Genomic DNA, 15,290 nt, shown 5'->3' with positions numbered 1-15,290 from the left:
AATAAGATAAAAGGAAACACAAATTGTGTTTCCTTTTTTTATGCCCTTGCCATAAATTAATTATTTTTGCCCAGCAAAAGGAATTCCTCCTTTGAAGATTGGGAATTTCAAACAGATCCTAAAAAACGTACCTCCACCATTGTGGTAGAAAATAAAAAGCAATCAATGAAGAATAAAGAAGACAAATTCAAAAAGGTTATTTCACATGCAAAAGAATATGGTTTTATCTTTCAATCCAGTGAAATATATGACGGACTAAGTGCGGTGTACGACTATGCCCAGAATGGCGCTGAATTAAAGAAAAACATTCGTGAATACTGGTGGAAATCAATGGTTCAGATGAATGAGAACATTGTTGGAATTGATGCGGCCATTTTTATGCACCCGACAACCTGGAAGGCTTCAGGGCATGTAGATGCCTTTAACGACCCTTTGATTGATAATAAAGATTCTAAAAAAAGATACCGAGCTGATGTTTTGATCGAGGATTATGCAGAGAAACTAAATATCAAAGCTGAAAAAGAAATTAGCAAAGCGGCTAAAAGGTTTGGGGATGCTTTTAACAGGAATGAATTTATAACCACCAACCCACGGGTTGTTAAATACCTGGGTAAAAAAGAGGAAGTTTTAAACAGAATGGCACGTTCTCTCGAAAATGAAGACCTTGCCGATGTGAAGTCTTTAATTGAAGAATTGGAAATAGCCTGCCCGGTTTCAGGATCTAAAAACTGGACGGATGTCAAACAGTTTAACCTGATGTTTGGAACAAAATTAGGGGCTTCGGCGGATTCAGCGATGGATCTGTATTTAAGACCAGAAACGGCACAGGGAATCTTCGTGAATTTTGCCAATGTTCAGAAAACGGGAAGAATGAAAATCCCTTTTGGAATTGCACAGACGGGTAAAGCATTCAGAAATGAAATCGTTGCGAGACAGTTCATCTTTAGAATGAGAGAATTCGAACAAATGGAAATGCAATTCTTTGTGAGACCTGGAGAGGAATTAAAATGGTATGAAAACTGGAAAGAAACAAGATTGAAATGGCACTTATCTTTAGGCTTAGGCGAAGATAACTATCGATTCCATGACCATGAAAAATTAGCGCATTATGCCAATGCAGCGGCTGATATAGAATTTAACTTCCCCTTTGGATTCAAAGAACTGGAAGGTATTCATTCAAGAACTGATTTTGACCTGAAAGCTCATGAAGAACATTCAGGTAAAAAACTACAGTTTTTTGATCATGAAATGAACAAGAACTATGTTCCTTATGTGGTTGAAACTTCCATCGGTCTGGACAGAATGTTTCTGGCAGTATTTTCGACGGCACTTCAAAACGAGACCTTGGAAGACGGATCTGAAAGAACCGTATTAAAGCTGCCTGCAGTTTTAGCTCCCACCAAAGCTGCCATCTTACCATTGGTAAAAAAAGATGGGCTGCCTGAAATAGCAAGAGAAATTATTGATCAGTTAAAGTTTGATTTCAGTGTGACTTATGATGAAAAAGACGCCATCGGAAGAAGATACCGTCGTCAGGATGCCCTGGGAACTCCTTTCTGTATTACTGTAGATCACGATACAAAGAACGATCAGACTGTAACAATCAGACATAGAGATACCATGGAACAAAAGAGGGTTAAAATTGATGATTTAAGTAGCATCATTCAATCAGAAGTTTCTATGGCCCATTGGTTAAGAAAGAATAAATAATTAAAATTTATCAACGGAAATGCAGCTTTCATTGAAATTCAATGAAAGCTGTTTTTTTTATATGCAATTCCTAAAACGTCGCTCTTAACTGTAAATTACCTGTATGAATTGTTTTGGATTCCTCAGATTTTCTTCCGGAATAATTCAGGTTCAGATCCAAAAATGAAGTAAGTCTTTTTTGAAGTCCTAACAACCAGGTCAGATTGGTTCCGGGCTGCAACCCTTCCAACATTTGATAGGCTACCGGTGAGTTCGTACTTCCTTCAAATTCATTGAAATATAGATTTACATTGGCATTGGTTGAAAAACTTTGCTTACTGGCATATCTAAAATTCAATCCCAATAAGTGCATTTTTAACGTTTCCATACCCAGAATTTTATTCTGCTTATCCTTATAGGTATACAAGAGATCCAGTCGCGTATTCTGATTGTATAGATAGGAAATTTTTGGATTCAGTTGGACGGTCTCCAATTCGTAATTTCTATTGGGATAACTGCTTGATGCACTTAGATTATCATTAAATCCTCCTCCCAGATCCATCAACCAGAAACGACCAAGTTTGTGAATAAATTGAAATTGATGCGTTTTTAATGTCACATCCTGATCACCAAAGGTAAAAATGGTTTTTTTTCTAAAATCAATATAGGTATAAACGAAACTAAAACGCTGCAGCCCCCTGTTATAAAAAAAACTGTTTTTAAAATTTTGATCCAAGCCAAGCAGATCTTCATCTTCCACAGCAAAAGGGCTTATGGTAAATTCATCCTTATTCCTCTTTGTCTTCACATCAATCAGGAAATAGGTTTGATTGGCAAAATGAGACAGCAATTTTTTGAAACCATCTTTATTTCTCCAGGAAGCGGCATTTAAATGCAAGGATTGACTCCATTTATTCTGATTAGTTCTAACAAAATTAATTGTAGGTAGTAATACCCGGACATAAATGGCCTGATCTTGAAATTTAGCAATTACAAATTCATCGAGTTCCTGAATTCCATTTTCATTAAAATCGATCCAATCATAAAACCCTTTTCCCGGCTCCACTTCTACATAACTAAATTCCTGTTGAGGCAAGGTCCCGGATTGAGTTTCCAGAAGGGTTTGAAGACCAATAAAATCTCCCGCGATTCTCTGTCGGTAGCTTAGCCTCGCATTCAAGGAACTATCGTCTGGAACATTCTCATTTTTCACTTCCCTGTAATTTGCAAAAAGTGCCAGATCAGTATCGGCATTCTGAATTAACCTCGACTTCAAAAAATAAGTAGATGCCTTACTGACAAGCCCTAAACTTCCGTTTTGCACACTATCAGTTTCCCTGTAATTATACCCGATTTCAGTAAATACTTTTGTCGAATCTCCAAAACCGGCAAATCCTTCTATTTCAGAAAAACGATGCGATAAAAGATCCAGTTCATCAGTAGCAATCAAATTTCTTTTATTCTTCTCGTAATTAAACTTTCCTCCTATCCAAAAATTAGAAATTTGCTGTGTAACTTTACTGTAAAGCCTTTCAAAAGAATTATCCTCCAGGCCATTCTCATTATTCAACATACTCGCATTTAAAAAGACCTGAGTCTGCTTTAGTCTGAGATCCGTTAGCAAACTGTGTCTGTCTCCCCGATAGTTATCCCCAAGGGTCAGGTTTTGATACTGATAGCTAACAAGACCTATACTATCGTTCTTAAAATGAAGTCCACCCTGAACAAATTGCTGTCTTTGTGATGTATTGAGCGCTGTCGTTAAAATATTCCAGTCTCTTGAAAATTCTACATTTCTAATACGCTCTACAGACCTAAAATTCTCGCTAAAATATTCATAATCGATATCACTGCTCAATTTCCATTGCCTGTCAATTATTTTTTGATGCCAGCCAATTTTTGCGGCCAGACCCTGGTTCATTTCATTGTCAATACTGGAATATAAATTTTGATCATTATCACTGATCGCTAATTCCGACTGAATGACAGTTTTCTCTCCAAAGGTATAGGCAGCTTCCACATCCAGCATCTGGAGTTTTTCCGGCGCTACCAGCTGTACAACAGGAAGGTAATCACCCTGCTTTTCATTATTAATCGCCGGTATATATTGATACACTCTTCCTGCGGCAAGGGTAGTTTCTAAGAAATAGTCTCCATTGTTCTCTCCCACATAGGTAAAACTTACCTGATATAAAGTGTCGTCAGCATCTGTTGAATATTCATAAACCTCATTACCATTTGACTCCGTTTTTCTGTATAAAATGCGATTTTCACTATAGGCTGTTTCCACGGCTGAGGGGGCGATCATTTTTCTCTTGTCATTGCCGGCATCTGCCAATATCTGTTTTTGCTCTTCGGATAAATCCTGGTCTACAGGACTGTTTTTTGCATCTGTTTCATTGTAATACTTAACCGCAAGTTTTAAATTGTCCGATTGAAATTGAACGCCGTCATAGGTTAGAAATCTGGTGTAGTTTCTTTCAGACAATTGATATTCTATGGTAAATCTTAGATTAGCACTAACCGTATACAAGGAAGTGAAGGTAATTTCTCCCGTATTGTAATCTATTGTGTAGTCAAAGTTTTCTCCACGTTTCAGCAACACCCCATTGGCATAAACTCGTTCGCTTCCTGAAATCATGATAATGAATTGCTGGTTATCTGAGCCCAGAATTTTATACGGGCCCTGATTTCCGTCAAGACCAGTGAATTTATAACTTTGAAACTTGCCTCTTACCAAGGCACCTGAAGCAAAAAAATCAGTGCGCCCAGCTGGTTTATCAATAGTCCCTTTTACCAATACCCCAGAAATTTTCTTTTGAAATTTCATGAGATAACTATCGGTATTCATCAAATCAATATCCCCTGCCGTCAATGACCAGTTCTTTGAAAACAACTCTATAAAAACACGGTCAAATTCGTCAAGTCGCTGCGTAAACCCTCCAGATTGCAAAGGAATTTCATTGTCTGTGATTGAAGCTCTAATTCCAACCTTCTCAGACAACCTTCCTTCGATCTGCAAATTAAAATTTGAATTTACAACAGCATCCTGATTGCTCCCGATGGTAACTCCTCTTGACAAACTTCCGCTTGTATACAGACCATCAAAAGGTTTGTTCTTGCTTTTCGATTCAGCCATTGCACTGAATAATTGTGATTCATCAGTTGCATTCGCTACAATTAAAGACCTATCGAAGGCATTGTAAGACTGAGTCATAAATTCAGGATAGGGCAAATAGACCACTTGAATACGTTTACCCTTCCATGCCTCAGGCTCCTTAAAAAACAATAAGGCAGCAGCATAGTCAACCCTGTAAAGATGCTCTTCTACAAGCTCCTTTTGCGCATTATACAATTTAAAGTAACCAGGATTAATACTAACACTGTCTATCTTGATACTGTCACTATGAACAACATATTCCTTTTGAACGACAGCTTCGGGTGGTGCCTGGGCATTCGCCATGACGAAGGATAGAAAAACAAGACATACTAAGATTCTTCTCATGCCGATATTAAACATAGGCTATACCTCTCATGCTCCAGAAGTATCGCTAAAATAAACTTGTCTGGCCCGATGGGCTTTCGTGCTCCAACAACCATTTCTTTCTCCATATTCCCCCGGCATAGCCGGTTAAAGATCCATCGGTGCCGACTACCCTATGACATGGAACCACAATCCATAACGGATTTTTTCCATTCGCACTTGCAACGGCTCTTATGGCTTTTTCATTACCCAGCTTCAAAGTTTGCTTCATATAGGTCGTTCTTTTTCCAAAAGGGATCAATAGCAATTCATCCCAAACTTTTTTTTGAAAATCCGTACCCTTAGGATTGAGCTTTAGAGAGAAAATTTGTCGATCACCATTGAAATACTCTGACAATTGGTTAAAACAGTTGCGTAAAGATTCAGGAACGACCTCAGTTCCTTGTACATCTTTATCAAGAACTGTTATCTCGCTAATACCTTTATCATTGCCTATTATCTTCGCTGTACCAATAGGAGTTTTTAAAAAACAATATTCAAGATGGTCCATAACATCTAATTATATGCCAAAAACTTTTTGAGAATTGGCTGTAGTTATACGAGCGATTTCTTCGGCATCTTTCCCGTACAAATCAACAAGGGTTCCCAACACATTCATTAAATAGGCGCTCTCATTTCTTTTGCCTCTAAATGGTGTCGGTGCAAGATAGGGCGAATCTGTTTCCAAAACGATATGCTCCAACGGAATGTCGGCGATAAATTTATTCAAACCTCCGTTTTTAAAGGTTACAACACCTCCTATACCAAGCATAAAACCATAAGAAATCACTTTTTCTGCCTGTTGTTGGTTTCCTGTAAAGCAGTGAAAGATACCCGTAAGATGATCATCACATAGCTCATCCATAATCTCAAATATCTCATCAAATGCATCACGGCAATGGATCACAATAGGTAATTGCCTTTCTTTTGCCCACTGTATCTGCGCACGAAATGCTTTCTGCTGTTCTTTGATAAAGCTCTTATCCCAATAAAGGTCCATACCTATTTCTCCAATCGCATAAAAAGAACCACTTTCGAGTTGCTTTTGAACGATTGCCAGTTCATGCAGGTAGTTTTCGCGCACATGAGTTGGATGCAAACCGGCCATTAGAAAAATGTTCTTTGGAAAGGCCTTTTTAAGAGCGAACATTCTTTCGTAATAGGTGGAATCAATTGCCGGGATAAAAAACCGTTCAATCCCTAAATCAAGGGCCTTATTAACAATCAGTGCACGATCCTCGTCAAATTGCTCTGCATAAAGGTGGGTATGGGTATCAGTCAAAATCATGAAACAAATATAAGTGAACCCACCAAATATTCCCCTTGACCTCCTCCGAATTTTCAGATTAAATTTATAGAAATCATAACCCAAATCTAAAATTAGTACTCACTGTATTTTATCCTGATTAAAAAATGAATTATTTTTACCAGATCAATAAATCAAACCAAGAAAAATGAAAATCTATCATAATCCAAGATGCACCAAAAGTCGCCAGGGACTGGCCTTATTGAAAGAATCAGGAGCAGATTTTGAAGTAATTGAATATCTTAAAAATCCTTTAAATGAAAGCGAACTAAAAGAGATTCTTAAAAAACTCAATATCCCGGCAATCGAATTGGTGAGGAAAAATGAAGCTGTCTGGAAAGAAAACTTTAAAAACAAGGATCTTTCTGAAGCAGAATTAATTGCTGCCATGGTAGCCAACCCCAAGTTGATTGAAAGGCCCATTGTTGTGCAAGGAAACACTGCAGTAATCGGTAGACCGACCGAAAAAATCAAAGAGATTCTGTAATTCTGATGAGTCATATTGTAAATGACTAAAAATACCCTAAAACCACTATTTTTTAATAGTTCCGAATAATTTATATTTATCGGATTGCACCTTTTTGTAATGAAACTATTAAGTATCCTGATCATGTTTCTCCTCACCTTCAGTTTATCAGGTCAGGAAAACATGCAAATAAATCACATAAGCGGTCGCGTTAAAGACGCCGACACGCATATGCCGTTGCAATTCGTTACCGTTTCCTTGCAGAATATGGATACCCAGGAATTAATTGGTGATGTTACTGATAAAGATGGTTATTTTGAATTGAATGTGACCAATGGAAAATACTATTGTATTGTCGAATCGCTTTCCTTTCAACCCTTTATAATCAACGTTTTAAGTATTGATCAAGACATGGAGCTCGGATTGATTGAGTTGGAACAGAATACAGAGAATTTAGAAGAAATAGAACTGATTGCTACCAACAGTCTTGTGGACCATGAGTTTACTAAAAAAGTGTATAACGCGTCCAAAGACATCTCTAATATTGGAGGGAATGCAGTAACCGTTCTTGAAAACACGCCTTCGGTTAAAATTGATGGTCAGGGAAACATCACGATTCGTGGCAATACCGCTATGGTGCTCGTTGATGGAAAACCGTATGGAGGACAACGCAGTAATGCAGATGTTTTAAGCTTAATACCGTCCAGCACCATTAACAAAGTTGAAATCATCACACAATCAGCGAAATACGATGCGGAAGGAAGTGGTGCTATTATCAACATTATCCTTAAAAAACGGTCTATTGAAGGATATAACGGCACTGTTGAAGCACATCTGGGCATTCCTGATAATGATGGAGTATCCACTTATGTCAACTATAAAACGGACAAAATCAACATGTATTCGACCCTTAGCTTCAATCATTTGGTTAAAAACAAGGATACAGAAATTGAGCAGATTTTTCTGGATGAAATGGAAAATCCGACAGGTAATTTTGATGAAGTCAGAACGGACTACAGACAAAGAAACAGTTTCCTCATTAATATTGGCAGTGACTTTTATCTGGATGATAAAAATACCTTAACGACTTCTGTAATGTACACAAAGTCAAATAAAAACTATGACTCAGAATTGTTTTTAAGAGATTACCAGCCAGTGGATGAAATGATCAAATCTTCACTTCGTGAAGTCGATGACAATTCGGATGAAGGATTTCTGGAAGCCTATGTTCGCTTTGCCACCAAACTGAACGAAAATGGACATGAATTATCTACAGACATTAAATACGACAATAGTGTTGCGGATAATGAAACGGATATTCTTAACACCGAAACTTTTCCGGGAACGGAAGAAACAGAACAACAATATGTCAAAGATGAAAGTGTCGATAACTTTTATGCCAAAATAGACTATGCGCTGCCGATAAAGGATGATTCAAAATTTGAAGCCGGACTTAAGGCAAATTTCCGTAACTACAAGAATGACTTCCAGGCGAGTAATTTTAACCCATCAACTTCGAGATTTGTAGCTATTGCGGAATTTACCAGCAAAATTGATTATCAGGAGAGTATCTATGCTTTTTATGCAAATTATAGCAAACAATACGAAAAATTAAGTTTTAGCCTTGGTCTAAGAACAGAAATAACAAATTCCGTCATCACCGAAAAAATAGTAGATGAAGCGTATGAGAACAATTATTCGGATCTGTTTCCAAGCGCCTTAGTTACTTATAATGTTGATGAACAAAGCACTTTTACATTAGGCTATGTAAAATATATTGACAGGCCTACCATATCTCAGTTAAATCCATTTAACTCTTTTACCGATGAGCGATTCATTTTGGTGGGTAATCCATTTCTTCAGCCCTACTATACCAATTATTTGTATTTCGAATATTATCATGAATTTGAAAAACTGACCTTAAATTCTGCATTATTCTATTCAAATGCCACCGACCAAATACTGAATGTTCTTGAAAAAACAGGAAATCAGACCAGTGACGGCTTTGATATCTTTCGGCGCTTACCCATTAACAATGGCATTTTAAATCAAACCGGTTTTGAATTGGAGGCCACTTATAATCCAAATAATAAAATTCGTTTGTATGGCTTATTCAGCCCTTATCATACCGTATTGACAGACACCAGAGACAATGCCTATGATTATGACAACTGGGTGTTCTTTACAAATGTTAGATTTCTATATCGTTTGACCAGTACCCTGCGATTCAACATTGACTATACATTTCAATCTGCACAGAAAACAGCCTTAACAGAATTAAAAGATATACAATATGTAAACCTGAATATATCGAAAGATTTTTGGGAAGGGAAATCAACATTGAGCTTTAAAATCAATGATGTGTTTCATACACGTATGTCAGACTTCAATTCTCTGGAAGCAAACACCATTACCCAGCGAAGGTTTATTTTTGACACCCAATACCTGCTTTCATTTTCCTATCGCTTTAATAAAAGCAGCAGGCGTAATTCGCACAACAGATCAAAGGAAATAGATAAAAATATTTTTGAAGTAGAAGATCAATTAAAATAAAAAAAGCTTGTTTTCACAAGCTTTATTTTTTTTTCTTTATTTTGATTTGGCTTTTTTCTCCGCCTTTTTCAATTTCCAGTTCTCGATAAGGTTACCAAACAACCAGTAAGGAACCACTGTAGTCAATAGAAAGATCAACATCCAAAAACCCATTGTAAACACAGTTAAGAATACTAAAAAACCTAAAAATTGACCAATTTCCATAATAAAATTTGTTGTTTAATGATGGCCCAAAAATAATACATATTTTTCATTTAACAATTAATTCCCTCAGTATTTTATATTAACAAATTTTTAACGAAACTGAATTTAAACTTAGGTCTATATTGAGGGTCTTAAAAGCTCATATCAAATCATACTAATGAGAAAACTCACTGTAGTCTTCACCTTTTTGCTTATCCCGCTGGCGATGCAGTCCCAGCAAGAAAAAAAACCTGGTCAGAGGCCCCAACAACCAAGAGAAATGGTAGAGATTTATGGCCGTATTCTTGAAAAACAAGAGAAAATTCCACTTGAATTTGCTACAGTAATCATAAAACCATTAAGAGGTGAAAAAGTTTTTGGTGGCCTGAGCGATGCCAAGGGAAAGTTTTTGATAGAAATCCCCAAGGGAAAGTATCATATAAGTATTGAATTTTTATCATTTAAAACCGTGACCTTCGAAGAAATGACCATTGATGGTGATACAGATTTAGGTGAAATCGTATTGGAAGAAGATGCCGAAGCTCTGGATGAAGTTGAACTAATTGCTGAAAAAAGCACGCTTGAGGTGAGGCTCGATAAGAAAATTTACAATGTGGGAAAAGACATGACTGTGCGAGGAGGAACTGCCAGTGATGTTCTTGATAATGTACCTTCTGTGACTGTTGATGCCGAAGGTATTGTTAGTTTAAGGGGAAATGAGAATGTGCGCATCCTGATCAATGGAAAACCAAGTGGCCTGGTTGGGCTAAACGATACTGAAGCACTCAGGCAGTTCCCTGCAGAGGCCATTGCCAAAGTTGAAGTGATTACCAGCCCGTCAGCCAGATATGATGCGGAAGGTACGGCCGGAATATTGAATATTATCCTGCGAAGGGACAAGATCACAGGATTCAATGGAGTGGCTACCGTAAATCTGGGCCAGCCCGATTATTACGGATTCTCGACCAGTTTAAATTATCGATTAAAGGATGTTAATTTCTTTACAAATATTGGTTACTCAGACAGAGAGTCTCCGGGAAATTCAACGACCGAAACATTGTACACTTCACCGGATGCCAATTACGCTTCTACCAATCAACAGGTAGATTATTTGCGAAGTGGAGACAATTTAAACCTCAACTTTGGGCTGGAGTATTATTTTGCAAAAGAAACTTCCCTAACGGCCAGCTTTCTTTATAGAAATTCTGATAGAAACAGAACGGCTGAAAATACGACAGAGGCTTTCAATGAATTTGAAGAACTTGAAAATGAAACACTTCGGATAGAAAACGAGATTTCAAATGACAAGGTGTATCAATATGATTTGAATTTTATCCACAATTTTAAAAAAGAAGGACATGTCATCGATTTTGACTTTCAGTTTCAAGACAATAGTGATATTGAAAATAGCTTAATCACCAATGAACAAACCTTTCCCGATATGATCGAACAGGCCTCAGAAAAAATTGAAGCTGATGAGTTTCAAAAAAGATTTTTGATTCAAAGTGATTATGTATTACCAATAGATGAAAACCAACAAATCGAATTAGGTTTTAGAATTAACGTGGATGACAGAGAAACAGATTATACATTTTATAATGAAAATGACGACGGTGATTTTATCGTCAATGACAGTCTGACCAACTTTTTTGAGTATGATGAAAAAATCACTGCAGTTTATGGTCAGTACGGCAATAAGTTTGGTAAATTTTCGGCTTTACTCGGGCTTAGAATAGAAGGTACTGATATCGATATCAGGTCCACAGGAAAGGATTTAGACTCTGTCAATCAAAAAAATTATGTCAATGCCTTTCCAACCGCAAATCTGGTCTACGAATTTACCGATAACGAAAACTTAACCTTGGGTTATAACAGCAGAATCAGAAGACCCAGATCAAGGTTTATCAATCCTTTTCCATCTCAATCAAGCAGAACCACAATTTTCCAGGGGAATCCGGATTTGGATCCGTCGATTTCTCATGGAGTCGATATAGGATATTATAAGAGGTGGCAAAAGGTTACTTTCAATAGTTCCGTGTATTTCACCCATGCCACCGATGTTTTTCAATTTATAAGAACCGATACGGGAGAATCGACTGAAGATGGTATTCCGATAATCAGGCTCAGCCCGATTAACCTGAGTACCGATGATAGATACGGACTGGAATTCTCTGCCACCTATACCCCTAAAAAAAAACTGGAGATTTAACGCCAGCTTTAATTTTTACAATTCTAATCTTGATGGAGAGTATGAAGGGATCGATTACGGATCTAATTTCGCAAGCTGGTTTGCAAGGGGTAGTTCCAAATTGACCCTGCCGGCCAAAATAGATTGGCAAACCACCTTAATGTTCAGAGGCCCAAGAGAAAACTCACAAACAAGAAGTGATGGAATGTTTATGGCCAATATGGCTTTTAGTAAGGATATCCTGAAAGGAAATGGCACCCTGGTATTTAACATCGATGATATGTTCAATTCCAGAAAAAGAGTTTCAGAAACAACCACTGATTCATTTCTGCAATACAGTGAATTTCAATGGAGGCAGCGACAATTCAGATTGTCCTTCACCTATCGATTCAATCAAAAAAAGCAGCGACAGCGACAGCGAAATGGTGGAAACGGAGATGATGGCGGAGAGCAATTTGGCTCCTGACCAAGGTCTTATTCACTCATTAAAAACTGTCTGTTTATCAACTAAAAATACAGGTAAATCAAATTAAATTACCTAGCTATTTTGTATCTTTATACCTTAATTCAAGTACAAATATTTTAGATATGAAATATAGAATAGAGCACGATACTATTGGAGAAGTCAAGGTCCCCGCAGAAAAATTTTGGGGAGCTCAAACAGAAAGATCAAGAAACAATTTTAAAATTGGAGCCGAAGCTTCAATGCCCAAAGAAATCATAGAAGGATTTGCTTATTTAAAAAAAGCAGCTGCCTATACAAATCATGATCTTGGGGTCCTTTCATTAGAAAAAAGAGATGCCATTGCAGGTGTTTGTGATGAAATTCTTGCTGGGGAACTATTCGATCAGTTTCCTTTAGTGATCTGGCAGACAGGTTCAGGAACTCAAAGCAATATGAATTGCAATGAAGTTATTGCGAATAAAGCCCACCTGAACAATGGTGGAGACCTAGAAGGTCCTGATCGCTTTATCCACCCGAACGATGACGTCAACAAATCTCAATCGTCTAATGATACCTTCCCGACAGGTATGCATATTGCTATTTACAAAAAAATAGTTGAGACAACCATTCCCGGTGTTGAACAATTGCGAAACACCTTACAACAAAAATCTATTGAGTTTAGTAATGTGGTAAAAATTGGACGAACACATTTAATGGATGCGACTCCCTTGACTTTGGGACAAGAGTTTTCCGGGTATGTTTCACAATTGGATCACGGCTTAAAAGCACTGCAAAACACGCTTGATCATCTGGCAGAACTCGCCCTAGGTGGAACTGCGGTTGGAACAGGAATCAATACCCCGGAAGGCTATTCAGAATTGGTCGCCAAATACATTGCCGACTTTACCGACCTGCCATTTATAAGTGCAGAGAACAAATTTGAGGCTTTGGCAGCCCACGATGCTGTTGTTGAAACGCATGGTGCCTTAAAACAACTGGCTGTTTCTTTAATGAAAATTGCCAATGATATCAGAATGCTGGCCTCTGGTCCAAGAAGTGGTATTGGCGAAATCATTATTCCGGCAAACGAACCAGGTTCGTCGATTATGCCAGGGAAAGTTAATCCTACTCAGGCGGAAGCCTTAACCATGGTTTGTGCCCAGGTAATAGGAAACGATGTGGCTGTGACTGTTGGAGGTATGACCGGACATTATGAACTAAATGTTTTCAAACCTGTCATGGCAGCGAATGCGATCGAATCTGCTCAATTAATTGGTGATGCCTGTGCTTCATTTGAAGAAAACTGCGCCATAGGAATTGAACCTAATTATCCTCAAATCAAACAATTGCTGAATAATTCGTTGATGCTGGTTACAGCCTTAAATACTAAAATAGGCTATGAAAACTCGGCTAAAATAGCTAAAACAGCGCATAAAAACGGAACGACTCTTAGAGAAGAAGCTATTAATTTAGGCTTTTTAACAGGGGAAGAATTTGACGAATGGGTGCGACCAGAAGACATGGTTGGCAGTCTCAAAGTGTAGTCAAAAAAAAACAAAAATGGAGGCATAAAGCCTGCTTATGCCTTCATTTTTTAAACTTAAAATAAGATCTATGTGTAACAGTTTCAATAAGAAATTTCTGGATGAGGCAGCCAACGCTATGAATGATCATGAAGATGATACAGTCTCAAATCATTCCTCCTTTATGGAGCAAGCCATCGAAACAGCTATTAAAGGAGTGCTGTCTAATGATGGTGGTCCGTTTGGATGCGTTATTGTGAAAGATGGCAAAATTATCGGAACTGGGAATAACAAGGTAACTTCTACCAATGATCCTACAGCGCATGCAGAGATCATTGCCATTAGAGAAGCTTGTAAACATTTGAATTCATTTCAATTGGATGGATGTATCCTGTACACAAGCTGCGAGCCCTGTCCGATGTGTTTTGGGGCCATTTATTGGGCGAGGCCTGAAAAGGTGTTCTATGCCTGCGACAAAACGGATGCAGCTAAGATTGGTTTTGATGATGATTTTATATACAAAGAGTTAGATCTGAAACTCTCAAATAGAAGTATCCCCTTCGAACAGATCAATAAAGAAAACGCTATGAAAGCATTTAATGCTTGGGAAGATAAAGATGATAAAATAGCATATTAATTTAAATTGTTCTATCATGCGAAAAGTTGGAATTTGGATCGATCAACGGGAAGCAAATGTCATTTCAATGAAAGGAAATGAAGCTTCTTCAAAAATTATTTATTCTGATATAGAAACCAGAATTAGAACAGAGGGTGAAAAAAAACAATTCGGACGGTTTGGTGATCAATTCCTTGTCGACGAAAAAGGAAAAAAGAACCGCATAAAGGAATTTACTCAAAAATTTCTTGTCAGGGTGACAAAAGAAGTGTCTTCGGCCGATCAGATCATCTTGTTTGGTCCGGCACAAACGAAATTTAAGCTTGAAAAAATGATGTCAGAAAACGCGGAGTTGATTTCTAAACTGGAAGGTGTCTTTACAGAAGAGAATATGACGCATAACCAGAAACTGGCTTATGTACGAGATTTTTATTCAAAATAAAGTTTAAAGTCCGCGACTCAATTGCCTTATTCTGTTATAATACTCTTCGTATTCCTTTTCTGCTAATCTTTGCGCCTTACTGTTAAAGATTTCCTTTTGACTGCGCTTTTTTTTGTCAGAACCTTTAGAGATTCCAAGTCTGTCATTTTCCATTTTTACGCAATTTTTATAGGTAAGAACGTAAAAAATGATCATTTTATTATACCATGTACTGATTGTATGACAAAAATCCTCTCACAGAAAGAGCATCAAAAGCCAGACATAAAGTCATAAATACTAGTAGTTTACAACCATTCTGTATGATAAAAATCCCCACTTTCATCATCAATTCTCTGGTAAGTATGAGCTCCAAAAAA

General features: G+C 37.5%; 13 protein-coding genes. 8 read left to right on the top strand and 5 right to left on the bottom strand.

Annotated elements, in window-relative coordinates; all coding sequences use genetic code 11:
• Nucleotides 1-165 precede the first annotated feature (165 nt).
• Nucleotides 166-1,710 carry a glycine--tRNA ligase gene (locus ACR2MV_RS13955; protein WP_434022652.1) on the top strand — a complete coding sequence of 515 codons (1,545 nt, stop codon included), beginning with the start codon at nucleotides 166-168 and terminating at the stop codon, nucleotides 1,708-1,710.
• A gap of 70 nt (nucleotides 1,711-1,780) precedes the next feature.
• Here the strand turns inward: ACR2MV_RS13955 and ACR2MV_RS13950 are convergent, their stop codons facing one another.
• Genes ACR2MV_RS13950 through ACR2MV_RS13940 form a run of 3 tightly spaced genes read right to left on the bottom strand, consistent with a single transcriptional unit; the run spans nucleotide 1,781 to nucleotide 6,500 of the window.
• Nucleotides 1,781-5,194, bottom strand: coding sequence for a hypothetical protein (locus ACR2MV_RS13950; RefSeq protein ID WP_434022624.1), 3,414 nt, complete (start codon nucleotides 5,192-5,194; stop codon nucleotides 1,781-1,783).
• 46 nt (nucleotides 5,195-5,240) lie between these two features.
• Nucleotides 5,241-5,723 (bottom strand): methylated-DNA--[protein]-cysteine S-methyltransferase, encoded by a 483-nt coding sequence (locus ACR2MV_RS13945; protein ID WP_434022623.1) that lies wholly within the window; start codon nucleotides 5,721-5,723, stop codon nucleotides 5,241-5,243.
• Nucleotides 5,724-5,732: 9 nt separating this feature from the next.
• Nucleotides 5,733-6,500 carry a TatD family hydrolase gene (locus ACR2MV_RS13940; RefSeq protein ID WP_434022622.1) on the bottom strand — a complete coding sequence of 256 codons (768 nt, stop codon included), beginning with the start codon at nucleotides 6,498-6,500 and terminating at the stop codon, nucleotides 5,733-5,735.
• A 166-nt stretch (nucleotides 6,501-6,666) separates the two neighbouring features.
• On the opposite strand from ACR2MV_RS13940, the gene arsC reads away from it, so the two are divergent.
• A complete protein-coding gene (gene arsC / locus ACR2MV_RS13935; RefSeq protein ID WP_434022621.1) occupies nucleotides 6,667-7,005 on the top strand; it encodes an arsenate reductase (glutaredoxin) in 339 nt (112 codons plus the stop codon).
• Nucleotides 7,006-7,104: 99 nt separating this feature from the next.
• Complete coding sequence (locus ACR2MV_RS13930; RefSeq protein ID WP_434022620.1) at nucleotides 7,105-9,537, top strand: TonB-dependent receptor domain-containing protein; 2,433 nt, start codon at nucleotides 7,105-7,107, stop codon at nucleotides 9,535-9,537.
• A gap of 36 nt (nucleotides 9,538-9,573) precedes the next feature.
• On the opposite strand, the gene ACR2MV_RS13925 is transcribed toward ACR2MV_RS13930, so the two are convergent.
• Nucleotides 9,574-9,741, bottom strand: a complete 168-nt coding sequence (locus tag ACR2MV_RS13925; RefSeq protein ID WP_434022619.1) for a hypothetical protein — start codon at nucleotides 9,739-9,741, stop codon at nucleotides 9,574-9,576.
• A gap of 157 nt (nucleotides 9,742-9,898) precedes the next feature.
• Here ACR2MV_RS13925 and ACR2MV_RS13920 point away from each other — a divergent pair, with 157 nt between their 5' ends.
• The 5 genes from ACR2MV_RS13920 to ACR2MV_RS13900 all read left to right on the top strand — a co-directional run bounded on the left by ACR2MV_RS13920 (nucleotide 9,899) and on the right by ACR2MV_RS13900 (nucleotide 14,934).
• Nucleotides 9,899-11,929, top strand: coding sequence for a TonB-dependent receptor domain-containing protein (locus tag ACR2MV_RS13920; RefSeq protein ID WP_434022617.1), 2,031 nt, complete (start codon nucleotides 9,899-9,901; stop codon nucleotides 11,927-11,929).
• Nucleotides 11,868-12,374, top strand: coding sequence for an outer membrane beta-barrel protein (locus tag ACR2MV_RS13915; protein WP_434022615.1), 507 nt, complete (start codon nucleotides 11,868-11,870; stop codon nucleotides 12,372-12,374). Before ACR2MV_RS13920 ends, ACR2MV_RS13915 begins: the two co-directional genes overlap by 62 nt.
• Nucleotides 12,375-12,496: 122 nt before the next feature.
• Nucleotides 12,497-13,897: a class II fumarate hydratase gene (gene fumC, locus ACR2MV_RS13910; protein ID WP_434022613.1), complete on the top strand. Its 1,401-nt coding sequence runs from the start codon at nucleotides 12,497-12,499 to the stop codon at nucleotides 13,895-13,897.
• 118 nt (nucleotides 13,898-14,015) lie between these two features.
• The gene (locus tag ACR2MV_RS13905; RefSeq protein ID WP_434022650.1) at nucleotides 14,016-14,513 is read left to right on the top strand and encodes a nucleoside deaminase; all 498 of its coding nucleotides are present in this window, start codon (nucleotides 14,016-14,018) and stop codon (nucleotides 14,511-14,513) included.
• Between the two features lie 16 nt (nucleotides 14,514-14,529).
• Nucleotides 14,530-14,934 (top strand): hypothetical protein, encoded by a 405-nt coding sequence (locus ACR2MV_RS13900; RefSeq protein WP_434022611.1) that lies wholly within the window; start codon nucleotides 14,530-14,532, stop codon nucleotides 14,932-14,934.
• Nucleotides 14,935-14,937: 3 nt separating this feature from the next.
• On the opposite strand, the gene ACR2MV_RS13895 is transcribed toward ACR2MV_RS13900, so the two are convergent.
• Nucleotides 14,938-15,087 (bottom strand): hypothetical protein, encoded by a 150-nt coding sequence (locus ACR2MV_RS13895; RefSeq protein ID WP_434022609.1) that lies wholly within the window; start codon nucleotides 15,085-15,087, stop codon nucleotides 14,938-14,940.
• Nucleotides 15,088-15,290 lie beyond the last annotated feature (203 nt).

Source organism: Lutimonas sp., from assembly GCF_051011215.1.
Taxonomy (GTDB): Bacteria; Bacteroidota; Bacteroidia; order Flavobacteriales; family Flavobacteriaceae; genus Lutimonas.
The sequence above is the reverse complement of the archived record's forward strand: the minus strand, read 5'-3'. Positions and strand labels throughout refer to the sequence as shown.

Excerpts from the sequence above, each read along its gene's own strand:
- fumC (WP_434022613.1), top strand. The coding sequence starts at position 12,497 with ATGAAATATAGAATAGAGCACGATACTATTGGAGAAGTCAAGGTCCCC.
- ACR2MV_RS13900 (WP_434022611.1), top strand. The coding sequence starts at position 14,530 with ATGCGAAAAGTTGGAATTTGGATCGATCAACGGGAAGCAAATGTCATT.
- arsC (WP_434022621.1), top strand. The coding sequence starts at position 6,667 with ATGAAAATCTATCATAATCCAAGATGCACCAAAAGTCGCCAGGGACTG.
- ACR2MV_RS13895 (WP_434022609.1), bottom strand. The coding sequence starts at position 15,087 with ATGGAAAATGACAGACTTGGAATCTCTAAAGGTTCTGACAAAAAAAAG.
- ACR2MV_RS13905 (WP_434022650.1), top strand. The coding sequence starts at position 14,016 with ATGAATGATCATGAAGATGATACAGTCTCAAATCATTCCTCCTTTATG.
- ACR2MV_RS13920 (WP_434022617.1), top strand. The coding sequence starts at position 9,899 with ATGAGAAAACTCACTGTAGTCTTCACCTTTTTGCTTATCCCGCTGGCG.
- ACR2MV_RS13940 (WP_434022622.1), bottom strand. The coding sequence starts at position 6,500 with ATGATTTTGACTGATACCCATACCCACCTTTATGCAGAGCAATTTGAC.
- ACR2MV_RS13945 (WP_434022623.1), bottom strand. The coding sequence starts at position 5,723 with ATGGACCATCTTGAATATTGTTTTTTAAAAACTCCTATTGGTACAGCG.
- ACR2MV_RS13930 (WP_434022620.1), top strand. The coding sequence starts at position 7,105 with ATGAAACTATTAAGTATCCTGATCATGTTTCTCCTCACCTTCAGTTTA.
- ACR2MV_RS13955 (WP_434022652.1), top strand. The coding sequence starts at position 166 with ATGAAGAATAAAGAAGACAAATTCAAAAAGGTTATTTCACATGCAAAA.
- ACR2MV_RS13950 (WP_434022624.1), bottom strand. The coding sequence starts at position 5,194 with ATGAGAAGAATCTTAGTATGTCTTGTTTTTCTATCCTTCGTCATGGCG.
- ACR2MV_RS13925 (WP_434022619.1), bottom strand. The coding sequence starts at position 9,741 with ATGGAAATTGGTCAATTTTTAGGTTTTTTAGTATTCTTAACTGTGTTT.
- ACR2MV_RS13915 (WP_434022615.1), top strand. The coding sequence starts at position 11,868 with ATGATAGATACGGACTGGAATTCTCTGCCACCTATACCCCTAAAAAAA.